Source organism: Bacillus sp. LR--39 (genome assembly GCF_053613335.1).
The window spans coordinates 972966-999577 of the sequence record NZ_JBSIOT010000001.1 but is presented as its reverse complement, the minus strand read 5'-3'; the positions used below and the strand labels follow the sequence as shown (position 1 = coordinate 999577).

The 26612-nt window shown below is 48.7% G+C and carries 22 protein-coding genes and 1 pseudogene; 3 read left to right on the top strand and 20 right to left on the bottom strand.

Translation table 11 applies throughout. The features are described from left to right. Positions 1-437: 437 nt before the first annotated feature. The 10 genes from ACWHAR_RS05110 to ACWHAR_RS05065 form a co-directional block, all read right to left on the bottom strand. The gene (locus tag ACWHAR_RS05110; RefSeq protein WP_032875097.1) at positions 438-1223 is read right to left on the bottom strand and encodes a 3-hydroxybutyrate dehydrogenase; all 786 of its coding nucleotides are present in this window, start codon (positions 1221-1223) and stop codon (positions 438-440) included. Between the two features lie 12 nt (positions 1224-1235). Further along, entirely contained in the window at positions 1236-1898 is a 663-nt protein-coding gene (locus ACWHAR_RS05105) for a CoA transferase subunit B (RefSeq protein ID WP_032875100.1), read from the bottom strand. Between the two features lie 17 nt (positions 1899-1915). Next, complete coding sequence (locus ACWHAR_RS05100) at positions 1916-2611, bottom strand: CoA transferase subunit A (RefSeq protein WP_047935773.1); 696 nt, start codon at positions 2609-2611, stop codon at positions 1916-1918. A 30-nt stretch (positions 2612-2641) separates the two neighbouring features. Beyond that, positions 2642-4087, bottom strand: coding sequence for a GntP family permease (locus ACWHAR_RS05095; RefSeq protein ID WP_032875106.1), 1446 nt, complete (start codon positions 4085-4087; stop codon positions 2642-2644). A gap of 303 nt (positions 4088-4390) precedes the next feature. Further along, positions 4391-5587 carry a cytochrome P450 gene (locus ACWHAR_RS05090; RefSeq protein WP_032875109.1) on the bottom strand — a complete coding sequence of 399 codons (1197 nt, stop codon included), beginning with the start codon at positions 5585-5587 and terminating at the stop codon, positions 4391-4393. A gap of 1 nt (position 5588) precedes the next feature. Then, the gene (gene bioB, locus ACWHAR_RS05085) at positions 5589-6608 is read right to left on the bottom strand and encodes a biotin synthase BioB (protein ID WP_003153914.1); all 1020 of its coding nucleotides are present in this window, start codon (positions 6606-6608) and stop codon (positions 5589-5591) included. Between the two features lie 2 nt (positions 6609-6610). Further along, positions 6611-7312 carry a dethiobiotin synthase gene (gene bioD / locus ACWHAR_RS05080; protein WP_032875112.1) on the bottom strand — a complete coding sequence of 234 codons (702 nt, stop codon included), beginning with the start codon at positions 7310-7312 and terminating at the stop codon, positions 6611-6613. After that, entirely contained in the window at positions 7309-8469 is a 1161-nt protein-coding gene (gene bioF, locus ACWHAR_RS05075; RefSeq protein ID WP_032875115.1) for an 8-amino-7-oxononanoate synthase, read from the bottom strand. The genes bioD and bioF overlap by 4 nt, the downstream gene beginning before the upstream one ends. Then, the gene (gene bioA, locus ACWHAR_RS05070; RefSeq protein ID WP_032875117.1) at positions 8459-9805 is read right to left on the bottom strand and encodes an adenosylmethionine--8-amino-7-oxononanoate transaminase; all 1347 of its coding nucleotides are present in this window, start codon (positions 9803-9805) and stop codon (positions 8459-8461) included. The genes bioF and bioA overlap by 11 nt, the downstream gene beginning before the upstream one ends. After that, positions 9805-10572 (bottom strand): 6-carboxyhexanoate--CoA ligase, encoded by a 768-nt coding sequence (locus tag ACWHAR_RS05065; protein WP_032875120.1) that lies wholly within the window; start codon positions 10570-10572, stop codon positions 9805-9807. The genes bioA and ACWHAR_RS05065 overlap by 1 nt, the downstream gene beginning before the upstream one ends. Before the next feature lie 275 nt (positions 10573-10847). Here ACWHAR_RS05065 and ACWHAR_RS05060 point away from each other — a divergent pair, with 275 nt between their 5' ends. The 3 genes and pseudogenes from ACWHAR_RS05060 to ACWHAR_RS05050 all read left to right on the top strand — a co-directional run bounded on the left by ACWHAR_RS05060 (position 10848) and on the right by ACWHAR_RS05050 (position 12821). Then, positions 10848-11255 carry a GtrA family protein gene (locus ACWHAR_RS05060; RefSeq protein WP_014418060.1) on the top strand — a complete coding sequence of 136 codons (408 nt, stop codon included), beginning with the start codon at positions 10848-10850 and terminating at the stop codon, positions 11253-11255. 6 nt (positions 11256-11261) lie between these two features. Next, a pseudogene (gene galU, locus ACWHAR_RS05055) lies at positions 11262-12156 on the top strand (UTP--glucose-1-phosphate uridylyltransferase GalU). A gap of 74 nt (positions 12157-12230) precedes the next feature. Then, complete coding sequence (locus tag ACWHAR_RS05050; RefSeq protein ID WP_007410125.1) at positions 12231-12821, top strand: DedA family protein; 591 nt, start codon at positions 12231-12233, stop codon at positions 12819-12821. Positions 12822-12873: 52 nt separating this feature from the next. On the opposite strand, the gene ACWHAR_RS05045 is transcribed toward ACWHAR_RS05050, so the two are convergent. The 10 genes from ACWHAR_RS05045 to ACWHAR_RS05000 form a co-directional block, all read right to left on the bottom strand. Continuing rightward, positions 12874-14403, bottom strand: coding sequence for an acyl-CoA carboxylase subunit beta (locus ACWHAR_RS05045; RefSeq protein WP_012117691.1), 1530 nt, complete (start codon positions 14401-14403; stop codon positions 12874-12876). Positions 14404-14420: 17 nt separating this feature from the next. Next, a complete protein-coding gene (locus tag ACWHAR_RS05040) occupies positions 14421-15200 on the bottom strand; it encodes an enoyl-CoA hydratase (RefSeq protein ID WP_032875123.1) in 780 nt (259 codons plus the stop codon). A gap of 13 nt (positions 15201-15213) precedes the next feature. Then, positions 15214-16113 carry a hydroxymethylglutaryl-CoA lyase gene (locus ACWHAR_RS05035; RefSeq protein ID WP_032875126.1) on the bottom strand — a complete coding sequence of 300 codons (900 nt, stop codon included), beginning with the start codon at positions 16111-16113 and terminating at the stop codon, positions 15214-15216. Positions 16114-16128: 15 nt separating this feature from the next. Beyond that, positions 16129-16341: an acetyl-CoA carboxylase biotin carboxyl carrier protein subunit gene (locus ACWHAR_RS05030; RefSeq protein ID WP_007410121.1), complete on the bottom strand. Its 213-nt coding sequence runs from the start codon at positions 16339-16341 to the stop codon at positions 16129-16131. Then, the gene (locus ACWHAR_RS05025) at positions 16338-17687 is read right to left on the bottom strand and encodes an acetyl-CoA carboxylase biotin carboxylase subunit (protein WP_032875129.1); all 1350 of its coding nucleotides are present in this window, start codon (positions 17685-17687) and stop codon (positions 16338-16340) included. The genes ACWHAR_RS05030 and ACWHAR_RS05025 overlap by 4 nt, the downstream gene beginning before the upstream one ends. Before the next feature lie 21 nt (positions 17688-17708). Further along, a complete protein-coding gene (locus ACWHAR_RS05020) occupies positions 17709-19349 on the bottom strand; it encodes an AMP-binding protein (protein ID WP_032875132.1) in 1641 nt (546 codons plus the stop codon). Between the two features lie 44 nt (positions 19350-19393). Next, the gene (locus ACWHAR_RS05015) at positions 19394-20536 is read right to left on the bottom strand and encodes an acyl-CoA dehydrogenase family protein (RefSeq protein WP_032875135.1); all 1143 of its coding nucleotides are present in this window, start codon (positions 20534-20536) and stop codon (positions 19394-19396) included. A 139-nt stretch (positions 20537-20675) separates the two neighbouring features. Beyond that, complete coding sequence (locus ACWHAR_RS05010; RefSeq protein ID WP_032875138.1) at positions 20676-22214, bottom strand: glycoside hydrolase family 10 protein; 1539 nt, start codon at positions 22212-22214, stop codon at positions 20676-20678. 120 nt (positions 22215-22334) lie between these two features. Then, positions 22335-22715 (bottom strand): DUF1360 domain-containing protein, encoded by a 381-nt coding sequence (locus ACWHAR_RS05005; protein ID WP_032875141.1) that lies wholly within the window; start codon positions 22713-22715, stop codon positions 22335-22337. Positions 22716-22789: 74 nt separating this feature from the next. After that, the gene (locus ACWHAR_RS05000) at positions 22790-26593 is read right to left on the bottom strand and encodes a non-ribosomal peptide synthetase (RefSeq protein WP_032875144.1); all 3804 of its coding nucleotides are present in this window, start codon (positions 26591-26593) and stop codon (positions 22790-22792) included. Positions 26594-26612: the final 19 nt, after the last annotated feature.

Below are 26612 nucleotides of genomic sequence, written 5' to 3'. Positions count from 1 at the left end.
TTTTCACAAACGAATTAGATATATTTATTCATAAAATAAAACATGGGGGTTTCACCGAAAATCAGTCTTAAAGAGAGATGATGAAAGCCGGAGTGGAGCCTGTTACCGGCTCTTCTTCACTTAGAACGCGCTCTTCATGTTTCATATGTTTTAGGGCTATTGGCATTATTGTGTCAGAAATTACATATTTTCTGTTTATTGTAAAAATTCATTTGTATATCTGTGAAGGATTGTAAACTGATTGCGCTTGATTATAAATGCGGCGCAAGAGATGGATCTGGATGGGGAAAATCCGCAAGGGCGAAATACGCCGCAGAACATGGAAATGACCCTGCCCGGATACCGATTGACGCAGTAATCGGCCTATTGAGTGAACAAGGTTTTCAGGCATAAAAAACAGCCGTTCAGAGCGGCTGTTTTTTAAAAAAGTATTAGAACTATTGAGCGGTATACCCGCCATCCATGACTACGGCCTGACCTGTGACCCCTTTTGCTTTGTCGCTGGACAAAAATACGGCGTAATCAGCGATTTCCTTCACTGACAGCAGCCGTTTTTGGGGAACGAGCGGAAAGATGACGTCCTCAAGCACCCGCTCGTACGGTACATTCCTTGTTGCGGAAATGTCCTTTAACTGATTGCGGACAAGCTGAGTGTCCACATATCCCGGACAAAGCGCATTGACGGTAATGCCGTCAGCCGCGCCTTCAAGTGCGCCGACTTTCGTTAAACCGATGACGCCGTGCTTGGCGCTGTTATATGCCGCTTTCCCGTGAAAACCGATCAGTCCGTTGACAGACGCCATATTAATGATTCGACCGAATTGCTGTTTTTTCATCATGGGAAATGCATGCTTCATTGCGATAAATGGCGCGGTCAGCATGAGACGAATGAGCCGTTCAAACTGTTCGGTGGGAAATTCCTCGATGGGCGCGACATGCTGAATGCCGGCATTATTCACAAGGATATCGAGACGTCCGTATTGTTTCTCGACCGTCTGCAGCATGTCGGCCACTTGCTTTTCATTTGTTACATCGCATGTGATGCTGACTGCTTCACAGCCTTCATCTGTCAGTCTTGCCGCCGCTTCTTTCCCCGCTTGTTCGTTTACATCAGAGATGATGACGGCTGCTCCTTCACGGGCGAATTCTTTTGCGATTTCAAGCCCGATTCCTCCGGCTGCTCCTGTTACAACGGCTGTTTTTTCAATAAGCAATGAATGCATGACGGCGCCTCCTCATTTTGGTCTGACTCCGTTTTTTAACGACTGGCTGACAGTAAAATGACCTTCTGTTTTCTCAAAGACCTCCTCCATAGTTACACCTTCCTGCAGTTCGGTGAGCGTCATACGGCCATCATGAAAATCGAATACAGCCAAATCTGTGATCAGCCGATCGACCACCTGCCTGCCGGTTAAAGGCAGCGTACATTCCGTTCTCACTTTAGATTCCCCATATTTATTAACGTGCTCCATAATGACAATAATCCGTTTTGCTCCGTGGACTAGGTCCATTGCGCCGCCCATTCCTTTGATCATTTTTCCTGGGATCATCCAGTTCGCCAAATCTCCCCGTTCGGACACTTCCATCCCGCCGAGGATCGCTACATCAATGTGGCCGCCGCGAATCATGGCAAAGGATTCGGCACTGTCAAAATACGAGGCTCCCTTTACCTCGGTAATGGTTTCTTTTCCCGCATTGATCAGATCGGGGTCCTCCGTTCCTTCCGCCGGATAAGGCCCGATCCCGAGCAAGCCGTTTTCAGACTGAAGCAGGACGTTATAATCATTCGGTATCTCATTGGCTACAAGCGTCGGCCTCCCTATCCCCAAGTTCACATTCATTCCGTCCTTAATTTCCTTTACAGCCCGTTTGATCATTCGTTTTCTGCTATCTCTCATTCTGTCAGCCTCCTTTATCATGCTTGCCGGACGGTGCGGCGTTCAATCCGTTTTTCATGAATCCCGCCGAGCAGCACGTGCTGCACAAAAATACCCGGCGTATGAATTTGATCCGGATCAAGCTCTCCGGCATCGACGATTTCTTCAGCCTCTGCAATCGTCACTTTGCCTGCCATTGCAGCGAGCGGATTGAAATTTCTTGCCGTCTTTCTGAACATCAGGTTGCCCAGAGGATCGGCTTTCCAGGCCTTTACGATGGCGGCGTTCCCTGTAATCCCTTTCTCCAGAAGATAGGTGCGCCCGTCAAATGTCTTATGTTCTTTTCCCTCGGCTACTGATGTTCCGACGCCCGCAGGTGTATAAAACGCCGGAATGCCCGCCCCTCCCGCGCGAATTCTTTCTGCGAGCGTTCCTTGGGGCACCAATTCGACTTCCAGCTCCCCGCTTAAAAACTGCCGTTCAAAGGTTTTGTTTTCTCCCACATAGGATGCGACCATTTTTTTGATCTGCCGGTTTGCAAGCAAGAGGCCTAAACCCCAATCATCAACACCGCAGTTATTACTGACAACGGTCAAGTTTTTTACGCCGCTGTCCCTGATCGCGAGAATTAATTGTTCCGGAATACCGCACAGGCCGAAGCCTCCTGCGATGAGGGTGTCTCCGTCCTTGATCAGTGCAGCAGCATCTTGATAAGAGTCCATCACTTTTCCTATTCCCATATTCGTTTCCCCTTTCTGTTTTGGCTACACAAGGCCCGTCAGACTGTAAATGGCGATGATGACAAACACAGCGGCTGTTTTAATGACGGTAATGGCAAAGATATCCCTGTAGGATTGGCGGTGGGTCAACCCGGTGACCGCGAGCAGCGTAATGACGGCGCCATTATGCGGAAGAGTGTCCATCCCGCCGGAGGCCATCGAGATCACCCGGTGCATGACCTCCGGCGGGATGTGGAATGTATTGATTGCTTCTGTATACGCTGCTGACATCGTGCTTAAAGCGATGCCCATTCCTCCTGATGCCGATCCTGTAATCCCGGCAAGCGCAGTGGTCGTCACCGCTCCGTTGACGAGCGGATCAGTAAACGTCTGCGATATGCCGCTGCTGACCATTTTAAAGCCGGGAAGCGCCGCAATGATGCCGCCAAATCCGTATTCGGCTCCTGTATTCATCGACGCCAGCAAGGCGCCCCCGATGCCCTCATTCAGTCCTTCTTTCAAATTGAAGAGGACTTTTTTCCAATCGAACAAAATCGTTGTCATGATTCCGATGAACAGTGCGAGTTCTACTGACCAGATCGCAGTGACGGAGGAAAGGTCAATTTTCCCGAACGCTTCTAAGCCGAGCGGCGCAAAATCAAATCCGTCAGGGTACCAATGCGGGAGCCACATCGTGAAGCATTTGTTCATGACCCCCACAAGGATAAGCGGAACAAAGGCGAGCACTTGCCGCGCGGGGCTGGGTTCTGCCTCCTGCGGTAAAACAGGCGTATGTTTTTCATTAGCCAGACCCGAGGATTCCTCTGCAGCGGAAACTTCAGATTGAAATCCAGCATAGCCTTCTCCGGCATTGGCCGCTTTTTTGCGCCGGGATTCTAAATAAATCATTCCGGCCGTAAGCACAAATGCTGCACCAATCAGTCCGAGCCAGGGAGCGGCATAAATGTTTGTTTTAAAAAAAGCGGTCGGAATGACATTTTGAATTTGCGGTGTGCCGGGAAGCGCATCCATTGTAAATGTAAAGGCGCCTAATGCAATCGTACCGGGTATCAGACGCTTGGGAATATCAGCTTTGATAAATAGGTTTTTAGCAAACGGATAGATGGCAAACACCGCTACGAAGAGACTGACGCCGCTGTACGTTAAAATCGCACCCATTAAGACGATGGCGAGAATGGCTCTTTTTGCTCCCACAAGCTTGACGATTGTTTTTGCAATCGACTCAGCGAGCCCCGAGATTTCAACAACCTTGCCAAAAACGGCCCCTAAAAGAAATACGGGAAAATACAGCTTAATAAATCCTACCATCTTCTCCATAAATATATTCGAGAAGAAAGGAAGCACGAAGCTTGGATCTGTCAGGAGCACGGCAAACAGCGCGCAAATCGGGGCGAATAAAATGACTGAAAAGCCCCGGTAAGCCGCAAACATCAGCATGCCTAATGCCAATAAAATAATAACAATGTCCACAAATCCCCCTCTTTTCTGCTCAATGTTAGTAAGCGCTTACAAAAATCGAGAAAATAAAGCAAAAACATGCCGGTTTTGCACAGTTTTTGAGGCTGAAAAAATGTGCATTATGGTGAATTCTCCGTTTTGGCGAAAGAAAAGGAGACCCTTGCTGCATTATATTGATTGGCTGAGCAGTGAGTTTTTTTAGGGATAGTGAGATGGATCAGAGAGGATTTTTGCTTTATAAATATGTATTCTTTTTTCTTTCATTTATTTCCTGCAAGAGGAACCGATAAAATCCGGCCCTCCTGCATGGTCCATTCAGCCAATAACAACCGGAAGCTCTTTGAGCGACCTAAAACCAATGAGCTTGCGGTATTCAAGGCGGTGTGCGGCCAGCCGAAGTTTAGGCATCCGCTCAAACAGTGTGAGAATTGCAATTTGTGCTTCGATGCGCGCTAATGAGGAGCCTATGCAAAAATGGGCGTTCTTTCCGAATGCAAGATGCGGATTCGGTTTTCTTTGGATATCCATTTTGTGAGGCTGATCGAATATGCTTGGATCGCGATTGGCTGCACCTAAAAGGATATATACCTGCTCTCCTTTTTTTATGGTCTTCCCATTTATTTCGCAGTCTTCTGAGGCGGTGCGTGCCGTCAGCTGCGCGGGGCTGTCGTAGCGCAAACATTCCTCAACTGCAGTTTCAATAAGCGAGGGGTTTTCTCTCAGTGCGCTAAGCTGTTCAGGGTGTTTCAATAAAGTAAACACACCGTTGCTTATGAGGTTTACCGTCGTCTCGTGTCCGGCTATGACAAGTAAGATACATGTCGCGAGCACTTCCTCTTTTGAAAGCTGTTCCTCCATAATAAACCTGCTGATCAAGTCTTGCTGAGGGTGAGCTTTCCGCTTGTGAATCAAATCTCTGAAATATGACGTGAGCCTGCCTGCGGTGTCGCTTGCTCTGACTAACGTCTTTCTTGATCGGGTAAGATCAATGGCCTGAATGACGTCTGCCGTCCATTGTCTGAATTGATATCTCTCCTCTTTCGGCACTCCGAGTATCTCCGCAATGATAAGGCTTGCCAATGGAAAGGCAAACTCTGAAACAAGGTCAGCGTTTTTTTTGATTTGGACTTGATCCAACAAGTCATGAACCGTTTCGTTTATACAGGGGCGAAGTGATTCCGCCGTCTTTGCGGTAAATTCTTTACCGATAAGCATCCGCATCCGTTTATGGTCTGATTGATTTTTAAATAACAGCATATCGTGCTGGATATGCGATAGATTTTGATATTTCGTTGAAGCTTCCGGAAGAGGAATGCGGTTTTTAAACCGGGTGTCTTTCAGAATCGCTGCCGCTTCTTTGTACCCGGTGACATACCAGCCCGGATATTTTAATACGGTTCCTTTATAAACAGGATCAATGGATCGCAGTTTGTCATAAAATGGGTAAGGGTCATTCCAAAAATCCGAATCCGCATGGAGAGACGGATGTGCAATCGATAGGCCTGCCGTCATCTCATACCTCCGTATTGCAGGCGGATTGCAGGCCGGCTTTCATTTCTTCAACGGATTCGACTTCAAAACCTAAATCATGAAGCATTTGATGATCCTCTGTTTCATGCTGCCCTGCTGTCGTTAAGTAATCTCCGACGAAAATCGAATTTGCGGCATAAAGTCCCAGCGGCTGCAGCGAACGAAGGTTGACTTCCCGGCCTCCTGAGATACGGATTTCTTTTGACGGATTGATAAAACGGAACAAGGCGAGCACTTTCAGGCAATACACCGGATGTAATTCGCTTACCCCTTCTAACGGAGTTCCGTCAATCGCATGCAGAAAATTAACCGGGATGCTGTCGGCGTCAAGCGCTTTTAAGCTGTTCGCCATATCAATGACGTCCTGTTTCGTCTCTTTCATGCCGACGATGACACCAGAACAAGGTGACATCCCCGATTGTTTCGCCGTTTCCACTGTATTGACCCTGTCGTCATACGTGTGGGAGGTCGTAATGTTTGAGTGATTCCTTTGTGATGTATTGATGTTATGATTGTACCGGTCTACTCCTGCCTGTTTCAGCCGCTCTGCCTGTTCCGGCTTCAGCAGACCGAGGCATGCGCAGATTTTTAAACCGTACGTTTCTTTAATTTCTTTGACAGCATCAACAACTTGATCTACTTCTCTGTTTGACGGTCCCCGCCCGCTGGCGACGATGCAGTATGTCCCTATATTCAGGTCGTGGGCGCGTTTTGCCCCCTTTAGCAATATATGCTTATCCACCATCCGATAAGACTCGATCGGCGCTTTTGATATTGAAGATTGTGAACAGTACCCGCAATTTTCCGGACACAGGCCTGATTTTGCATTCATAATCATATTCAGCTTTACTTTTTTTCCGTAAAATCGTTTTCTGATATGAAAAGCGGCATGCATCAGCAATAAAAGATCCTCATCAGGACAATTTAAAATGGCCAGCGCTTCTTGATTCGTTACTTCCGCCCCGTCCAGCACTCTCTCTGCAAGATCCATCCATTGATTCATGTTTATCTCCCCATTTGTGTCAGATTCATGAAAGAGGTAACATCTATATGTTTCTCAATCATGTGTTGAATGTTTTCCGGTGAAACGTGATCCAGCTTCGGTGTGATTCCCAAAATCGGAACTTTGCATAATGTTTCAATCATGCTCGGGTTCGTCTTTTCGTCCAGCCCCGGCCGGCTCTTTACGCCGTTGATAATAATGCCGAGAACCTCTATCCCCATGTTTTTCGCATATTCAATGGTTAAATATGTGTGGTTGATGGTTCCGAGATCAGGCCTGGTGACAATCACTGCCGGCAATTCCATGGCTTTTATCAGATCACTGACTAAGTAATTTTCACCAAGCGGGACGGAAATGCCGCCTGCCCCCTCAACGATGAAACACTCATGACGATTTTTGATCTTACTCCAGTGGGCCATGACATCCGCCATGCTCACGGATTTCCCCTCAAGCATGGCGGCCGTGTATGGCGCAAGCGGCTCTTTCCATTCAAATGGCGTAATTTCTTCATGAGACAGTGCGGTTTGTGACATGTCTTTCAAGAGCGAGGTGTCACTTTCCGGATGAGTCCGCGGCACGCCGCTTAAAAACGGCTTAAACACTCCGATATCCGCCTGTTTCTGCCGGAATGCCGCGGCAAGTCCGCAAGAAACGATGGTTTTTCCGACGCCGGTATCTGTTCCTGTAACAAAAAAACTTCTCATTTGTTTAAATTCAGCTCTTTTCTAATGGAATCAAATGCTTCTGTCAGCTCGTCTATGTCCTGTAAGCTGCGATCCGCCGTAACGGTCAGCCTGATTCTGCTTTCGCCTTCCGGAACGGCGGGCGGGCGGATGGCCGGGGCGCAGATTCCCTTTTTCTCCAGCAGCGCAGCGGCTGAAACCGCTGTTTTTGCATCACCGATGATAACGGGGATAATCGGTGTATCTCCGCCTCTTACGGTAAAGCCCATATCGGCCAGACGCGTTTTTATCGTTTTGACAGACGATTGCAGCTCACGGCGCGTATCGTGCATATCTGATATGATGTCAAATGCCGTATGTGAAGCCGCACAAATTGACGGCGGGAGGGCCGTCTGAAAAATAAACGTCCGCGCCTGATTCAGCAAAAAATCAATGAAAATGTTTGATCCCGCGGCAAAACCGCCTTCCGTTCCTACAGCTTTGCTTAATGTGCCGATGACAACATCCGGACAAACACCGAAATAGTCACTGGTTCCCCCGCCGTTTTCCCCGAGTACACCGGTTGCATGCGCGTCATCTGCTATCACAAATGCCTGGTACTGCTTTGCAAGCGCCATTATGCGGTCAAGAGGCGCGATGGTGCCGTCCATGCTGAAGACGCCGTCTGTGACGATGAAGCGGCGGTTCCGAGCCTGGACGGAAGCAAGTTTTTTCTCAAGATCAGCCATATCAATATGGCGGTACACGATGGTTTCCGCTTTTGATAAACGGCAGCCGTCAACAATGCTCGCATGGTTCAGTTGATCGCTTAAAATGACATCGCCTTTTTGAGGCAGTGAGGCAAGCACGCCGATATTCGCCAAGTAACCGCTTGAAAACAATAAAGCCGCTTCCGTCTGTTTAAAGTCCGCGATTGTTTGTTCAAGTTTTTCGTGCCACACAGTATTTCCTGTTGTTAACCTTGAGCCGCCGCTTCCCGCTCCGAACCGGCTCAGCGCCGTTTGCGTGGCTGTGATAAGCCGCTCATCTTTTGACAGGCCTAAATAGTCATTGGACGCCCAGGTCTGCCGCTTTTGCCCTTTGGTTTTGAGAGCGGTTTCCTGTGTTCGCAGCGTCCGATACAGCCCGTCTCTTTTCACCGCATCGAGCCTTCCGAGGAGCCATCCGTCAAAATCCACGGCCGGTCACCTCGGCTATCGCTTCTTTCATAATGGAGATCATGGCTTGTAACTGATCGGTTGTGCTGGCAAGCGGCGGCAGAAAGGCGATGACGTCTCCGAGCGGCCGTGTCAGCATACCAAGCTCTCTCATTTTCAAGGACACCTTGTATCCCATCCGCTTTTCAGGCAGATAAGGCTGTCTTGTCCCCTTATCCTGCACAAGCTCTATGCCGCACATGAAACCGAGCTGGCGGACATCGCCGACATGAGGAAGCTGCTTCAGATTATGAAGAAATTCCGCTGCCGTTTTTGATTTTTCGGCGACTTGTTCAACGATGCGCTCTGATTCGAATAAACGCAGATTTTCAATTGCTGCGGCACAGCCAAGCTGATTTCCTGTATAGGAATGGCCGTGGAAAAATGTTTTCATTTTGTCGTAGTCATCGTAGAAGGCTTCATAAATGGCTTCTGTGGCAAACGTCACAGCGATCGGCAAATAGCCTCCCGTAATGCCTTTCCCTGCCGCCATCAAGTCCGGCTGGACATTTTCATGCTCACAGGCAAACATTTTTCCGGTGCGGCCAAACCCCGTCGCCACTTCGTCAACGATCATTAACACATCATATGCCGTACACAGCTTTCGTACGCCTGCCAGAAAGCCTTCAGGCATGACGATCATCCCGGATGCGCCTTGCACCATCGATTCAATCGTAAGTGCGGCAATCTCTTCGTGGTGCTTTGCAAGCAGCTGTTCGAGCGCGTGAAGGCATTTATCCCGGCACTGTACGGGGTCGCCGCTTTCAGATCTGTATACATACGGAATCGGAGCTTTGTAGCTTTCAAACATCAGCGGGCCGTACACATGGTGGAAGAGTTCAATGGAGCCGACGCTGACAGCTCCGATCGTATCGCCGTGATAGCCGTTCTGCATAGAAATAAACGTCTGTTTCTCGGGTCTCCCTATGTTTTTCCAGTATTGAAAGGCCATTTTCAGAGCGATTTCCATTGCTTCCGCTCCGCTGTCGGAGTAAAAAACGCGTGTCAGCTTTTCCGGTGTGATGCCTGTCAGCATCTCGGCAAGTTCTGTTGCGGGAACGTTCGTCATACCCAGCAAGGTCGAATGAGCGATTTTTTCAAGCTGTTTTTGAATCGCTTCATCCATTTCTTTTTTTCGGTGGCCGTGTACATTGAGCCATACTGAAGAAAAGCCGTCATAATATTCTTTGCCGCTGATGTCTTTCAGCATGATCCCGTTTCCGCTTTCAATGATTAACGGATCTTCATCGTAATCTTTCATTTGTGTGAAAGGCAGCCAAAGATGCTTTTTGCTTTTTTCAATCATTGATTGTTTCATCATTTCTCCTCCCGCTGAATGAATACAGGCTGCTTCTCTAAAAAATGGATACAGCTCTCCGTATCTATGGAGCCATCTGTAAAGAAAATCCGGCAGCCGCATTCATCTCCGGCATTTTTCATCTTGGCAATCCGCTGATATCCCAGCTTCTTTGCGGCAACGTAGCCTGTTATGTAATCAGGGTCATCCGACCAGCACAATTCAGCAATAATCCCCGGATATGCGCAAACTTTTGCCGCGATGGCATGTGCTTCTTTTATTCGTGAATTTTCCGGCATGTTGTGCGTAAAAGCCCATTTTTGAAAATCATGTGACGGCCAATCCACTCGGGATACCCGCACACCTCTATTTCCTCTGCCGTCAATGCGTTTTCCTGCCCGTATATCGAACAGGACCGCTCCTCTTGCTTCTGCATATTCCGCAATGTTTTCATACGCTTTCTCTATCATGTGCGGGGGAATCCCCGCCTTTTGCAGAAGCTTGCGGGCGATTGCTTGTCCTTTTTCCGGCGTGTCTGTTTGATGGAAAGCAACCGGCAGAGGGCGGATCGTTTCGATCGGTTCATTAATGCTTTCAAGCTGAATCTGCATAAAATCAGGTATCCCTCTTGAGTGCGAGAAGCCTTTATGTAATAAGCCATCTACCGCTTCCTGTAAACCGCCGTAAGTGATGAGCCGTTCTCCGCCGGAAATGTGTTTTCCGCCCTGCTCATGGGGGGCGTTTTGGGAAGCTCTCATTCTGACGCTGTAATAGGTCTCTTCCTGCATATATTCCCCTCCTTTCTCTTACTTTGAAAATTAATGTTAACCAAATTAATAAAAGGTTAACACTTATACAGAATATTAGTGCCCTCTACGGAATATGTCAACCTAAACTATCAAACTGTTAACTTAATGAGTTTTGCAAAGCCTCATTACGTTTTCATGTTTTGTTCATATTTTAGTAATTGTTTATTCAACACTGTCCGCTAAAGTAGTCCATATTAACGAATATGACAGCCATCTGATTCTTTTATGAAGGGAGGTCAAAACCGGATGCCGTTATGCTGAAAGAAAAAGTAAAGACAGCAGGCCGTTTTTGCACTGTAGGCGTCGGCAATACGCTGATCGATTTTGGTGTCTTCTTTCTTCTCGCCGCTTGTCATGTCCCCTATCTTCCGGCGCAGATCTGCTCCTATTCGGCAGGGATCATCAACAGCTATGTATGGAACCGGAAGTGGACGTTTCGTGTAAAACGCAAGGCTGACGGGAAAGAGATCATGCGATTTCTCATGATTAATCTTGCCGCGTCGGGAATCACCTTTTTGCTGCTTTACGCGTTTCAAAAAGGCGGCTGTTCGCTATTGGTGAGTAAGTTCGCTGCCACTATCGGCGGAATGATGATGAATTTTATCGGAAACCGAATCTGGGTATTTGGAGATTCGCTGAAAAACATACAGGATCAGGAGTGAAGATGAATGAAAAAAAGAGTGAGAAAAGCGGTCATTCCCGCAGCAGGTTTAGGAACGAGATTTCTGCCGGCGACAAAGGCGCAGCCTAAAGAAATGCTGCCGATTGTCGACAAACCGGCCATCCAATATATTGTCGAAGAGGCCGCAGCGTCAGGAATTGAAGATATATTGATTATTACAGGGAGAAACAAACGCTCGATTGAAGATCATTTTGACCGGTCGGCGGAATTGGAATTCAATCTTGAGGAAAAAGGCAAGACGGAGACGCTGAAGGAAATGCAGCGGATTGCCGATTTGGCCAATATTCATTACATTCGTCAGAAAGAACCGCTCGGATTAGGACATGCGGTGCTGTGTGCGGAGCATTTTATCGGAGATGAGCCTTTTGCCGTTCTCTTAGGTGATGATATTATGGTATCTGACACTCCCGCTCTTTCACAGCTCATAGACATCTATAACCAACACGGTACAGAAACGGTCGGCGTACAGCCCGTCGATCCTGCTGATGTCAGCAAATATGGTATTATACAGACGGGGCGGCAGAGCGGTCTTGTGTACCAGATTGAGGATCTGATTGAGAAACCGGCTGTTGAAAAGGCGCCCTCTCATATTGCCGTGATGGGCCGCTACATATTAACCCCCTGCTATTTTTAAAACGCTGAAGACGATCGGAAGAGGCGCGGGCAACGAAATCCAATTGACAGACGCGCTGCGCGAAGTGTGCCGCACCCGAAGCATTTACGCGCGGGAGCTTGAAGGAAGCCGGTTTGATATAGGAGATAAGTTCGGCTGTTTTAAGGCCGGCACGGAGATCGGGCTTCTGCGGGAAGAAATGAGACCGAAACTTTTAGCTTATTTAGAAGAGGTGTTAAAAAGAGAATCTGAAGAAATCGTGCGTTAAAAAATAATTTGTAACCATTTTGCTTGTCAATCAGTCATATAATTGGGTAAAAAGATAAAGAGGTTGTGAACAGTGTGGGCAATTTTATTAGTGAAATATTATCCTGGCTGACAAGTATGGGCTATTTAGGGATTGCGCTCGGATTAATGATCGAAATCATTCCGAGTGAAATCGTTCTGGCTTACGGAGGCTATATGGTGTCAGAAGGCACGATCAGCTTTATCGGCGCCATTGTCGCCGGTGTGATCGGGGGAACGATCGCGCAGTGCTTTATTTACTGGATCGCCCGTTATGGGGGACGGCCGTTTTTGGACAAGTACGGCAAGTACTTACTTCTGAAAAAGCATCATGTTGATGTTGCGGAAAACTGGTTTCGCCGTTACGGCGCCGGTGTTGTGTTCTCGGCGCGGTTTATCCCGGTCGTCAGACATGCGATCTCCATCCCCGCCGGCCTTGCGAAAATGCCTCTTTCCAAGTTTGTCATATTGACGACACTCGCCATTATTCCGTGGTCTGTCATTTTCGTTTATCTCGGGTATCAGCTCGGGGGACAGTGGAAAGACGTAGACAGCTATGCCGGAATGTATACAACTCCGATCATTATATTGGCTCTCGTATTTATTGTTGTTTATTTCGTTGTGAAGAAAATGAGATCAAGACTGTGAAAAAAGACTGCATAAGAACGGCTGTGAGCCGGATCTATGCAGTCTTTTTTATTTATACCGGGTATACGGGGTGTTTCCGGTGTGTGAATGTCAGTTGTTTGGACATGTAAGCAGTGAGGCGTTTATTGAGTTCTTCCCGCAAGGAATCAGCAGGAACAATGCCGTCAATCACCATTTCAGAGGCAAGCCGGTAAAGGTTAATGTCTTCCTTATATTCATCACGCTTTTCTTGAATAAAAGCCGGCCTTTCTTCAGGGGCTAGCTCGCTGATTTTGTTTGCGTAGACCGCATTCACCGCTGCTTCAGGACCCATTACGGCAATTTGCGCAGTCGGAAGCGCTAAACAGCAGTCCGGTTCAAAAGCAGGCCCCGCCATCGCGTATAATCCGGCACCGTAGGCTTTTCTGACGATAACAGAAAGCTTCGGAACAGTCGCTTCCGCCATTGCGGAGATCATTTTTGCGCCATGTCTGATGATGCCCGCCTGCTCAACCTTCGTTCCGATCATGAATCCGGGAATGTCTGCTAAAAACAGAAGCGGAATATGGAATGCGTCGCACAAAGCGATAAATTTTGCGGCTTTATCCGCCGAATCGAGAAATAAAACCCCCCCTTTGACACGCGGCTGATTGGCGATAATGCCGACCGGCTGTCCGTGAATCCGCGCAAGCCCCGTTATTAATTCCTGTGCAAATAACGGTTTAATCTCAAAAAATGAGTCTTCATCAATGACACGTTCAATTAAATCCATCATGTTGAACGGTGCGTTTTGATGTGCCGGGATGACATCTGAGAGCGGTTTTTCAAAAGCTTTCGGGTTCTTAGATTTGTTGACGGGCGCTTTTTCAGTATAATTTGACGGAAAATAGCTGAGATATGTCTGCGCCATCATGATTGCTTCTTGTTCCGTCGGGGCGAGGAGATCACCGCAGCCTGATACGGAACAATGCATACGGGCGCCGCCCATTTCTTCAAGCGATACTTTCTCGCCAATCACCATTTCCGCCATACGCGGGGAGCCTAAGTACATGGATGCATTGCCTTCGACCATAATGACAATGTCGCAAAAGGCCGGAATGTAAGCGCCGCCCGCAGCGGAAGGGCCGAACAATAAACAGATTTGCGGAATGCGGCCCGACAGCTTTACTTGATTATAAAAGATGCGGCCGGCTCCCCTTCTGCCCGGGAACATGTCGACCTGATCCGTAATTCTCGCACCTGCGGAATCGACTAAGTACAAGAGCGGACACTGAAGCTTTTCCGCCGTCTCCTGAATGCGGATGATTTTTTCCACCGTTTTCGCGCCCCACGAGCCCGCCTTTACGGTTGAGTCGTTTGCCATCACACAAACGGTTCTGCCGCCGATGGTTCCGATCCCGGTAACGACCCCGTCAGCCGGCAGTCCGTCTGACATGCACTCGGCGAAAAAAGCGTCTTCAACGGATATGCCGTCATCGAATAAAAGCTTCAGCCTGTCTCTTACAAAAAGTTTTCCCTTCTTTTCGTTGCTTGCGTGATATTTCGCGGCTCCTCCCTTTTCAATCGTTTTGCTGCGTGTCTGCCGTTCTTTTTCGTAATCCATCCGAGTCCCTCCATGTTTTATTTTCCTTTGTATTCAGGGGGTCTTTTTTCTTTAAAAGCGCGCAGGCCCTCTTCCCTGTCAAGTGTGGGGATGACTTGTTCATATGCTTTTCGTTCGATTTCGAGCCCTGTATTGAGATCTGTCTCCAGACCCTTGTTTATCGCGGATTTTGCTTGTCTGACGGCGATCGGCCCATTAGCGGCGATGCGGCCGGCCAGTGCTTTTGCTTTTTCCATAAGTTCATCGGCTTCACAAACATGCTCGATCAGCTTCATGTCTTTTCCCTCTTCTGCAGAAAGTCTTCGGCCGGTATAGATCAATTCTTTTGCCGCGCCAGGGCCAATAAGCCGGGGCAGTCTCTGCGTTCCGCCCGCTCCGGGAATGATCGCAAGCCCTGTTTCAGGAAGGCCGAGGCCCGCCCGGCTGACGGCGATTCTGATATCGCAGGCGAGAGCGAGTTCAAGGCCTCCTCCGACAGCGGTTCCGTTCAGCGCTGCAATGACCGGCTGCGGGAGAGCTTCAATGGATGCGGCCGTGTCACCGATACGCCTGACGCTTTGTCTGACTTGTTCATGATTCATCCCCGCTCTTTCTTTTAAATCAGCACCGGCGCAAAATGTGTTCCCGTTGCCGGTGAGAATGACACAACGAATGGATGGCGAGTTTTTGATGTCTTCAATCACACGCTGTAAATGATCAATCATTTCTGAAGACAGCGAGTTGGCCGCATGCGGGCGGTTCAGCGTGATCAGACCGATCGTTTCTTGACAGACGGAATACAAGACGCAATCTTCCATGGCTTCTCCTTTCTCATTTCGTTCTGAATGCCTGCAGGTTTCTGCTTGGCAGGTCTTTGCCTATTTTATCCGCGATCCAGCCGGCGGCATAAAGAAGTTTATTCATGTCCGTCCCGGTATCAATCCCCATTTGTTCGAGCATATAAATGACGTCTTCTGTGGCAGCGTTGCCTGCTGATCCAGGGGCGTACGGGCAGCCGCCAAGCCCGCCTGAGGAAGTATCAAAGGATGTGATGCCCATATCAAGAGCGGGAATGATATTCGCTAGAGCCGTTCCTCTTGTATCATGGAAATGGAGTGCGATTTTTGAGGCGGGAATTCTCGGCAAAAGGGCTTCAAGCACGGCTATGACCTGCAAGGGGTTTGCCGCGCCGATCGTGTCGCCGAGCGATATTTCATCAACACCCATTTCGAGCAGGATGTCTGACAGGCGGATGACTTGTTCGACCGGCACGTTCTGTTCGTACGGACAGCCGAACACAGTAGACAGATAAGCTCTCGTCGCCATTTTTTCAGCTTTTGCTTCAGTAATAACCCGCCTGAGCTCTTGAACGGTCTGGTCAATCGGTTTGTTTACGTTTTTTTGGTTATGGGTTTCGCTTGCAGATAAAAATACACATGCCTGATCGATTCCGCCTTCTGCCGCATGCTCCAGTCCGATGAGGTTCGGAACGAGAGCCGCGTAGACCGTATGTTCAGATCTGGCAATGCCTTTTGCGACGTCCAGGCTGTCACGAAGAGCCGGAATCCATCTCGGATGCACGAATGATGTCACTTCGATATAGGGAAGGCCTGTTTTTGACAGCATATTGATCCACTCAATCTTATCTTCTGTATCCACCCACGCTGATTCATTCTGCAAGCCGTCACGCGGTCCTACTTCATTGATGCGGACATGTTTCGGACAGTTCATGCTGCACCTCCTTTTTTATTGAAGTTCAATCAGGACCTCTCCTTCATCAGTGAAATCACCTTCTGATTTTTTCACTTCTTTCACCGTACCCGCTGCATCAGCGATAATCGGAATTTCCATTTTCATAGATTCCAAGATGGCCACTTCCTGTCCTTCTTCAATGACATCGCCCGGCTTCACATGAATTTTCCACAGATTTCCCGCCATCTGAATTTTTATGACGCTCATTTTGACGCCCCCTCGTTCATTCTTTGTAAAAAACCGGTTGTTGCCTCGCCCTTTTCAAATACTTCTGAAAGGGCAATTTTTGTCAGCAGCGGAATGTTGGTTTTAATCCCTTCTACATGATATTCGCCAAGGGCGGTTTTCAGTTGTTCAATGGCTTGTTTTCTCGTATTCGCCGTGACGATCATTTTGGCAATCATCGGATCGTAAAACGGAGAAATGACGCTTCCCTTTTCGACGGCGCATTCGTGTCGCACTGACGGGTGTCTTAAAACGGAAAAAGACGAGATGGTACCGGGTGACGGGTAAAAGGTGACCGGATCTTCCGCATAGATCCGCACTTCAATCGCGTGACCGCGGTGGTTGATATCTTTCTGCGAGAAAGTCAGCGCCTGCCCAGCGGCAATTTTCAGCTGTTCTTCCACAAGATCCAGTCCTGTAATTTCTTCTGTCACCGGATGCTCCACCTGCAGTCTTGTGTTCATCTCTAAAAAATAGATTTGTTTCTTTTGGTCGACGAGAAATTCTATTGTGCCTGCATTTTGGTAGCCGATCGATTTAGCGGCTTTAACGGCGGTTTCACCGAGTCTTTGTCTTAATTCATCGTCAACAAACGGCGACGGCGCTTCTTCTATCACTTTTTGGTGGCGCCTTTGGACTGAACAGTCACGTTCAAACAGATGAACGGTGTTGCCGAAAGAATCTGCGAGTATCTGAATTTCAATATGACGGGCATTTTCAATGACCTTTTCCATGTACATTGCGCCGTCTCCAAAAAAGGACGCGGCCCGCTTTTGATTGCCTTCAAACGCTTTGGCCAGCTCTTCTTCTGAATGTACGATCTGCATGCCGATTCCGCCTCCTCCTGCAGACGCTTTCAGCATGACCGGAAAGCCGATGGCACGGGCTTCTGCTAAGGCGGAGTGAACATCGGGCAATGGCTCTGAAACACCGGGAACGATCGGGACCTTTGCTTTTTGCATCGTTTTTCGGGCTTCTATCTTGCTGCCCATCTTTGCGATGATATCACCGGGCGGACCGATAAATGTGATTTGTTCCTTCCGGCAGCGTTCGGCGAACAGGCTGTTTTCTGACAGAAGCCCGTAGCCCGGATGAATGGCGTCCGCTCCGGCGGATTTGGCGGCTTCTATGATTCTGTCGATATGTAAATAGCTTTCATTTACTCTCGATTTTCCGATCGGATAGGCCTCATCAGCCGCTTTTACGTGCAGCGCGTCCCGGTCGGCTTCTGAATAGACAGCTGCCGAGGGGATGCCGAGACGTTTGCAGGTGCGGATAATTCTTAAGGCGATTTCTCCTCTGTTGGCAATTAGGACTTTTTTAAACAAATGTGAAGCACTCCTTTTTCATTAAGTTAACTTGAGCTCTTCAATCGTTTTTTCCCGCAGCTTGAATTTCTGAATTTTTCCTGAGGCTGTCATTGGATATTCATCTGTAAACAAAACGTACCTGGGGACTTTATAGCGGGCGATATGTTCTTTGCAAAAGGTTCTGATGTCTTCTGCGGAAGCGGTTTGTCCGTCTTTGAGCCTGACCCATGCCGCGGCCTCTTCTCCGTATTTCGGATCAGGCACGCCGACGACCTGAACGTCTGCTACCGCGGGATGCCGATATAACATTTCCTCAATCTCGCGCGGATAGATATTTTCGCCGCCCCTGATCAGCATATCTTTCAGACGGCCCGTGATTTTGCAGTACCCGTCCTCGTCCATGACCGCCAAATCACCGGTATGCAGCCAGCCGTCTTTGTCTATCGCTTCTTCGGTCGCTTCTTGATTTTTATAATAGCCTTTCATGACATGATATCCGCGGGTGCAGAGCTCTCCTTGTTCGCCCCGCGCGGCTTCTTGGGATGTTCCGGGCCGAACGATTCTGACTTCGATATGGGGAAGCGCGCGCCCCGCTGTTTCCACTCTTCTTTCAAATGAATCATCCGTTCTTGTCTGCGTAATGACAGGTGATGCTTCGGTCTGTCCGTAGGCAATTGTAATGTCAGTCATCCCCATTTTGCCGATCACTTCTCTCATGACTTCCGCCGGGCATGGCGAGCCTGCCATAATACCGGTTCGGACGTGGGAAAGATCATATTCAGAAAAACGGCTGTCATGAAGGAGGGCGATAAACATCGTCGGTACACCGTGCAGAGCCGTGCAGGCTTCTTGCTCCACCGTTTTCAGAACGGCCGGCGGAGAAAACTGTTCGATCGGAATCATCGCCGCACCCGCGGAAACACATGCCAGCACGCCGAGCACACACCCGAAGCAGTGGAAAAACGGCACGGGAATACATAAACGGTCACTTGGAGTAAGCTTCATGCATTCTGCGATATTTGCCGCGTTATTTACGATATTAAAATGTGAGAGCATGACGCCTTTCGGAAATCCGGTCGTACCTGATGTATATTGCATATGAATGCAATCATCCTTTTTCAGGCTGTCCATCCTTCCGTCAAGCTCTGCATCCGTTACAGATTCAGCATCCTTCAGCAAAGAATCCCAACGGTGCATCCCGGGCGGGCTTTTATCACCGATATATAACACCGTCCGTAAAAAGGGATAACGTTTCGAACGCAGCCTGCCGCGCTCACACGTTTTCAGCTCCGGAATCAGCTTATTCACGATTTCAACATAAGATGTCTGCCGGTAGGAATCCATGATTATCAGGGCCGAGACATCTGAATGTGCCAGCAGATAATCAAGCTCTGCGATTTGAAAATTGGTATTAATGGTGACCAGAACGGCGCCGATTTTCGCCGTTGCAAATTGCGCCGCGAGCCATTCCGGAATGTTGGATGCCCATATGGCCACATGATCTCCTTTTTCAACTCCCAGCTTCATCAGCCCTTTTGCGGTTTGCCGGCATAACCGGTCAAACTCGGCATACGTATAACGAAGGCCGCGCTCAGGGTAAACAACCGCTTCACGATCCGGAAAAAGCTCCGCGGTCCGCTCAAGCAGCTTTCCGGCTGTTAAATGGATAAGTTCAGCCATATGACCTGCCCCTTTCCATCCCTGTCTTAGTAAACGTTTTCATTTTACTTCAAAAGCTGTCTTGCGATGACCATTCTTTGAATTTCTGACGTTCCTTCGCCAATCTCCATCAGCTTTGCGTCACGAAGCATACGTTCGACACCGCATTCCTTCATATAACCGGAACCGCCATGAATTTGGATGGCCTGAAGGCATGCTCTGACGGCCATTTCTGAAGCATAAAGCTTGGCGAATGCCGCTTCTTTCGTAAATGGCAGGTTTTGATCCTTCAGCCATGCCGCTTTAAGCACCATCTGTCTGGCAAGGTCAATTTCCATCGCCATATCGGCCAGCTTAAATTGAATGGCTTGAAATGACGATATCGGACTGCCGAACTGCTTGCGTTCCTTCGCATATGACAGCGACGCCTCCAGTGCGCCTTGAGCGATACCGACAGCCAGTGCCGCAATCGAGATCCGCCCGCCGTCTAATGTATATAAAAATTGTTTAAAACCTTTTTCAGGATCACCGAGCAGGTTATCGGCAGGCACCCTGACATCCTCCAGCACAAGCTCGGCCGTATCCGACCCTCTCACACCCATCTTGTCGTACGGATTTGTGATCGTAAATCCCGGTGTGTCTGTCGGGACGATGAGAGCTGAAATGATCGGTTTTCCGTCGGAGTTCTTTCCTGTAACGGCGGTGACAATGACAGTGCGGGCGTAATTTGCGTTTGTGATCCAGCATTTCTCTCCGTTTATCACATAGTCATCGCCCTTTTTCTCGGCTTTTGTCTGGGTACCGCCGGCATCGGAACCTGCATTCGGCTCTGTCAGCCCGAATGATCCGAGCGCTTTTCCCGAAGCAAGCGGAATAAGATGTTCTTGCTTTTGCTGTTCAGTACCGAAATAGTATAATGGGCTTGCGCCGAGTGACACGGCTGCCGCGTAGCTCAGCCCAGTGCTGCCGCAGGCTTTTCCGATTTCTTCGACCGCTGCTGCATATGAAATGGTATCACCGCCCGCCCCGCCGTATTCTTCCGGAAACGGAATTCCGAGCAGCCCGAGTTCGCCTATTTTTTTAAATGTGTCTATCGGGAAGACGGCTGATTGATCAACCTCATGGGCTTTCGGGGCAATTTCATTTTTGGCGAAATCTCTGACCATTTCGCGCACCATCTGCTGTTCTTTTGTCAGTTGAAAATTCATTAACCTTCCTCCTTCTGCTGCTTTCTACATTTTATTAATGGGGGTCTTTATTCATTCCATCCAAATGAAGTCTGAACATTCGGACTCATCCGCTGCAAAAAAACTGACAGCGCCGCAACTGTCAGTTTTATTAATAATGCTATTTAACCATCTGTTTTGCGGAGGGACGGCTCTCATGGTGAAGCCTGTCAACGGAAGTAACGATATAGGTGCAGGCTCCTTTCGCCCGAGTATCAGTATCTGAAAATGTCTGCGTCCGTGACGATGTTTTTCTGACTGTATCCACTAAATAAGGCTGCTTTCCCTTTTCTGCGCGGTAAATGGCGTAATAAGCCGTTTTTTTACCGTTGGATTTCGCATCTTCAATATAGAGTGTATGGCCTGAAGCATTCTTCTCCGCCCGTTTGACAGACGGTTTTTTTAAAGCGGAATGTCCGAGCCAAGGCATCTCGGGAATTAATGCGGGCCGGCTGTACATGTCTTTGATCAAACGGTTTTTCACATCGAGCGGATTACGGTTTAAATCCTTTAAACTGAAATGCATGCTTCCTTTAATCCAAGCTGATCCCCTGTTTAGAGTAATCTGTCTTCCGTATTCCCCCGGGTCGGCCCAGGCCGGATCAGCATTGTTGTTGATTTTATAAGCTGCTTGCCCGATATATAAATGCACCGGCCGATTGTTCACTTCTTTTCCCCACCAATCCGCTAAGACGTCATATGCCGCCGCTTTAAATCCGATGCTCCAGTAAATTTGCGGCGCGATGTAATCAATGTATCCTTTTTGGATCCATTCTCTCGTATCAGCGTATAAATCATCGTAGTTCCGCACCCCTGCGGCCGTTTCGGAGCCTGTCGGGTCATCTGCGGCATTTCTCCATACGCCGAACGGGCTGATTCCGAATTTGACATAAGGTTTTTCTCGTTTGATGGTTTGGTTGATTTCTTTTACAAGCCGGTTGACGTTATCCCTGCGCCAGTCATCAATTGATGCAAAGTGAGCCTTTCCGTACCGTTCGTATTCCGCCTGATCGGGGAATTCCTGTCCGGCAATTTTATAAGGATAAAAATAATCATCCATATGAACCGCATCAATGTCATAACGGCTGACCACTTCTTTGATTCCATCCGTTATAAATTGTCTTACTTCCGGAATGCCCGGATTATAGTACAGCTGTTTTCCGTATGCAGCGACCCAGTCCGGATGGGAACGCGCGGGATGATCATCTGAAAGCGCATTCAAATTTGTGTGATTCATCGTGATCCGGTAAGGATTGAACCAAGCGTGAAATTCAAGATTCCGTTTATGTGTCTCTTCAACTAAAAAAGCAAGCGGATCGTAGCCGGGATTTTTGCCTTGTGTTCCTGTCAGATACTCTGACCAAGGCCCGTAATCTGATGGATAAAAAGCATCAGCCGCAGGCTTAATTTGGACGATAACGGCGTTCATTCCCATCTCCTGAACGTCATCCAGCAGCTTGCTGTATTCACTTTTTTGCTCTTCCGGCGACAGCCCTTTTTTAGAGGGCCAGTCGATATTGGTTACAGACGCGATCCATACGGCTCTCATTTCTCTCTCCGGCTGAGTGCCGCTTGCTTGTGCGGATGCTGAGAATGTAAAGATACCGGCTGTCAGTACAACGGTCAAAAACCATATCATGCTAAAACGGCAGCTTTTCATGTTTTTCCCCCTCTCTGCTTTACGGTATTCCGAAGCATTCCGGGCGGTGAATCAGAAAGCCTGCTTTGCTCCTCTCAGCCTAAAAGGGAAAGAAAAAAGTCCTAAAGCGAATAAAACGCTTCAGGACTTTTTATGTTTTATGGCGGCGAGCACGTCAATGATCTTCGTTCCGACGCCGACACATGTTTCAAGAATGGCCTGCGCTCCGGCGATGGACAAAATGAATATAACCGGATGTGCATAGCGGGGCCAGACCAAGTAGCAGATGCCGATCAATATGGCGCACCAGACACCCGCACACCAATAACATTGCAGCATATAACCGAATGCGGAGGAAGGGACTTTTTTTTGGACGGCGCGCCCGTTTTGATCGACGGTTTTTTCTTGCTTGATAAAGGGTTTTCTTATGAATTCCGTAATCTTATCAAATACGATCAAATGGGTCAGCCGGTAGCTGGCAAGAATGATCATTACATACGTAAGCCAAGATAGGTTCGTCATCTCAAAGCCTCCAAAAAAACTGAGTTTGATTCCCCTATCTTGCCCCTTGTCTTCTTCAGCCATTCTGCCGGATGTTACAGATTCCGCGCCAAGCGTCTTCCGCTGTTTGCAATGATGTCCAGTATGACCTCAGCATTTTGCTGTGCAAAGGCGGGTTCAAACATATCTTTATGGGCGCCCCCGCCTTGATATTCCTGATAGAGTCCCGTTGTGGCGCCTTCCCACTTCATCGGCTCGGTCTTATCACTGTGCTCTTCCTTTATGCCGGCTTCGATAAAATGGAGGTTTGCAGCGATTTGGCCGTCATTTATCAGTTCCGCCCAGTACGTTTGATAGCGCTCTGTCTTTTTGATGACTGCTTCTCTGACGGCTTCCGGGACGTTGTCGGCTGTTGCGTTTGTTGGCTGCGGCGGCAGTGCGTCAAGCTTTCTGTACGCGTCTGCGATAATGACGTCGCTGATTTCTAAGCCGCGCTTTTCCATCGCTTTTGCCGCCTCGAATGCCGTATTGCCGCCCGCTGAATATCCGAAGAGGATATAAGGGCCTTCCGGCTGGATTTCCAGCATTTTATCAATGTATTGTTCCATTCTGCTGTCTTCTTCAATAAAGTTAAAGCCGTACACAGCAGCCCGTCCGTTTAATGCCGCCGCAAGATCTTTAAAGAAAATGCCGAAACCTGAGATAGGCGGAAAACAGAATAGGTTGCGGCCTTTCGGCTGATTCAGTCTGCTGATATGCTGCTCTGCAGCTTCTGACAGTGTGTTTGAATACAGCTTTTCGGCCAATTGTTCAATTGTCGGATATTCAAATATCATTTCAATCGGCACATCCATCTGCTGCCTGGTCTTCAGTTGATGAATCACTTGCAATGCTTTCAAAGAATGGCCGCCCAGCTCAAAGAAGTCATCCTGTATGCCCAGCTCCCCGCAGCCGAGGATCGGCGTCCAAATGTCGATCAGCTCACGCTCTACCCAATTTCGTGGCGGAACGGCTTTTGATGACGTTTTTTTCCGTTCCGGCGCAGGCAGCCCGCGGCGGTCCACTTTGCCGTTTGCGGTAAGCGGCATACGGTCAAGCTTAATCACATACTGCGGAATCATATAGTCGGGAAGCGACCTGGCCAACAGGGATCGAATGGCTCTTTCTTCAGCATATGCGCCTGTATAATACGCACAAAGGATTGCTTCTTGTCCTTCTTTTGCTGCGATGACTGCCGATTCCCTGATTCCATCTATTTCAGTCAAGCGTGCTTCAATTTCGGCCGGCTCAATCCGCTTCCCGCGAATCTTGAATTGGCGGTCGATACGGCTGATGTATCCGATGCTTCCATCAGGCAGCCAGTGTGCCAAGTCGCCTGTTTTGTAGATCTTTTCTTCAGGATGAACCGGGTGGCTGACAAATGCTTCACTTGTTAAGTCAGGCCTGTTTAAATAGCCTTTGGCAACCCCGTCACCGCCGACACAAAGCTCACCGGGCACGCCGATCGGCGCAAGTCCGCCGTTTTTATCAATGATATACGCGGTTGAATTGCTGATCGGTTTTCCGATTGGGATCGGCTGAGAAAAATCGTGCCTGATTTCGTAAAAGGTAGAAAATGTCGTATTTTCCGTCGGTCCGTATATGTTATAAAGGCTGAGATTCGGACAGCGGTGTCTGACCTTATTGATGAGCGCCGGGGACAATGCTTCTCCGCCGACATATAAGGTGTGCAACCCAGAAAACATCTCCGGATCTGTCTGGGCAAACTGGTTAAAGAGCGCCGTCGTCAAAAACAGAATCGTAATCCGGTTGGAAGAAAGATAATTGCCGAACCTCTCAGGGGCAAGCATTGTCGAGCGGTCAACCACATGAAGACATGCTCCGTTCAAAAGCGCTCCGAAGATTTCAAATGTCACTGCGTCAAAACCGATGGACCCTGTCAGAATGAGACGATCCGTCACACCGGCCGACGTGTAATTGCTGTTTGACACGAGCGATACGACGTTTCGGTTGGAAATCATCACGCCCTTCGGTTTTCCTGTTGAACCGGATGTATACATAATATAGGCAAGGTCATCAGGTGCTGTATCGGTATTCAGCTTTCCCGCATCAGCTGTTTGTTTTTCAGCTGCAGCCGGGATAGAGATGATGTGAGAAAAGTCAATATCAGTCTCAATCCCTTTTTGTACCGTTAACAGCTGTGCTCCGCTCTCAGTGAGCATATCGGCGATCCTGTCGGATGGCAGTTCTGCATCAAGGGGAAGGTACGTCCCTCCCGCTTTCAATACAGCGAGAACAGCGATGATAAATTCCGGTGAGCGTTCGGCCAGAATCCCGGCAATTCCCTTTGGCGCCAAACCGTTTTCCAGCAGGATGCGGGCGAATGCAGTTGACCGTTCATCGAGCTCCCGGTACGTCAACGTCAGCCCGCCGACGTGAAGCGCTTGATGATCCGGGGTTTTCTTCACCTGTCGGCTGAACAGGCTGATGATGCTTTCGTCTCTTTCATAAGTTGTTTTCGTGTCATTAAATTCGCCGATTATTCTTGATTTTTCCTTTTGTCCGAGCATCGGAAGCCGATCAGCGGGAACATCGGGATTGAAGGCGGCGCCGCGCAGAGCTTCTTCCAAATGTCCTTTTACGCTCTCTATCCATACTTCGTCATAAACGTTCGCATTGTAGCTGAATTTGATGAGCAGCTCATCTCCAGGCGCTATGATGAGGTTAAAATCGTAGCCCGATTGTTCCGAAACGTTGACATACCCGATCCGGAACGGTGCATCCGATTCCTTTTCCGCGTCTTTCATCTGCTGCTGGATCGGATAATTTTCAAACACGATAATATGGTCGATTAAATCCTGTTTCAGCTCAGTCTGAGATTGGATGTCAGCAAGCGGATGATAACTGAACGCCTCTGAGTCAAGCATTTCTTTCTGCAAGCGCCCCAGCAGTTCTCTAAAGCTTTCGTCACCCGTTTTAATGCGTACCGGCACGGTATTGATAAACAGCCCGATCATGCTTTCCACCCCGTCAATGACGGAAGGCCGCCCTGATACGACGGCACCGAATACGGCATCGTCCGTCCGGTTGTAGCGCTGCAGCATCAGGCCCCATACAGTCTGCATAAGAACCGCGAGCGTAGCCCCCTCTTCTTTGGCGATGGTTTTCAGCCTGTCTGTCAGGTTTTGATCTAAAGAAAACAGGAGCTCTTTCTTACGGTAGCCTTTTTCCTGGGGACGGGCCGATATTTTCGGGAGTCCTGTGGGTGTCTCGCAGCCTGCTAAATATCCTTTCCAATATTCAGAAGCCGCGTCTTTGTCCTGATCAGTCAGCCATGTAATATAAGTGCTGTAAGGCTTTGCGGGCGCCAGTGTGACGGGTGAGCCTGATTCAATCGCCCGGTACATATGCATGAATTCCTGAAGGACGATGCCGAGGCACCAGCCGTCCATAAGAATGTGATGGTGGCTCCAGACGCATACATATTTTTCGTCACCCGTTTTAAACAAAGAAACACGCATCAGCATATCCTTTTGCAAGTCAAAGCCTTTTAAGCGGTCACGTTCCTTAAATCGCTGTAAATAGATGCTCTGTTCCGCTTCGTCCAAATGTGTAAGATCTTCGCGGTGCAGCCGGAATTCCCGCTCACGCAGCACAACTTGGCGGGGGCCGTTCAGCTGAGCGACATGAGGTAAAAAAACCGTTCTGAAAATATCGTGGCGGCTGATGACAGACTGTACGCTTTGCTCAAACAATTCCGGACGAAGCCGGCCTTTTATGGTGAAGACGGATTGCTCGATATATGCAGCCCCCTCCTTTTGCAGAAAGGAATGAAAAAGCATTCCTTCCTGCATTCGGCTGAGGGGATAAATGTTTTGGATATTTTTCGTTTTGTCCATGTGTTCCTCCCGCTCGATT

Excerpts from the sequence above, each read along its gene's own strand:
- ACWHAR_RS05110 (WP_032875097.1), bottom strand. The coding sequence starts at position 1,223 with ATGCATTCATTGCTTATTGAAAAAACAGCCGTTGTAACAGGAGCAGCC.
- ACWHAR_RS05105 (WP_032875100.1), bottom strand. The coding sequence starts at position 1,898 with ATGAGAGATAGCAGAAAACGAATGATCAAACGGGCTGTAAAGGAAATT.
- ACWHAR_RS05090 (WP_032875109.1), bottom strand. The coding sequence starts at position 5,587 with ATGACGGCAGGCCTATCGATTGCACATCCGTCTCTCCATGCGGATTCG.
- bioB (WP_003153914.1), bottom strand. The coding sequence starts at position 6,608 with ATGAATCAATGGATGGATCTTGCAGAGAGAGTGCTGGACGGGGCGGAA.
- bioD (WP_032875112.1), bottom strand. The coding sequence starts at position 7,312 with ATGAGAAGTTTTTTTGTTACAGGAACAGATACCGGCGTCGGAAAAACC.
- bioA (WP_032875117.1), bottom strand. The coding sequence starts at position 9,805 with ATGAAACAATCAATGATTGAAAAAAGCAAAAAGCATCTTTGGCTGCCT.
- ACWHAR_RS05065 (WP_032875120.1), bottom strand. The coding sequence starts at position 10,572 with ATGCAGGAAGAGACCTATTACAGCGTCAGAATGAGAGCTTCCCAAAAC.
- ACWHAR_RS05060 (WP_014418060.1), top strand. The coding sequence starts at position 10,848 with ATGCTGAAAGAAAAAGTAAAGACAGCAGGCCGTTTTTGCACTGTAGGC.
- ACWHAR_RS05045 (WP_012117691.1), bottom strand. The coding sequence starts at position 14,403 with ATGGATTACGAAAAAGAACGGCAGACACGCAGCAAAACGATTGAAAAG.
- ACWHAR_RS05040 (WP_032875123.1), bottom strand. The coding sequence starts at position 15,200 with ATGGAAGATTGCGTCTTGTATTCCGTCTGTCAAGAAACGATCGGTCTG.
- ACWHAR_RS05035 (WP_032875126.1), bottom strand. The coding sequence starts at position 16,113 with ATGAACTGTCCGAAACATGTCCGCATCAATGAAGTAGGACCGCGTGAC.
- ACWHAR_RS05030 (WP_007410121.1), bottom strand. The coding sequence starts at position 16,341 with ATGAGCGTCATAAAAATTCAGATGGCGGGAAATCTGTGGAAAATTCAT.
- ACWHAR_RS05020 (WP_032875132.1), bottom strand. The coding sequence starts at position 19,349 with ATGGCTGAACTTATCCATTTAACAGCCGGAAAGCTGCTTGAGCGGACC.
- ACWHAR_RS05015 (WP_032875135.1), bottom strand. The coding sequence starts at position 20,536 with ATGAATTTTCAACTGACAAAAGAACAGCAGATGGTGCGCGAAATGGTC.
- ACWHAR_RS05010 (WP_032875138.1), bottom strand. The coding sequence starts at position 22,214 with ATGAAAAGCTGCCGTTTTAGCATGATATGGTTTTTGACCGTTGTACTG.
- ACWHAR_RS05005 (WP_032875141.1), bottom strand. The coding sequence starts at position 22,715 with ATGACGAACCTATCTTGGCTTACGTATGTAATGATCATTCTTGCCAGC.
- ACWHAR_RS05000 (WP_032875144.1), bottom strand. The coding sequence starts at position 26,593 with ATGGACAAAACGAAAAATATCCAAAACATTTATCCCCTCAGCCGAATG.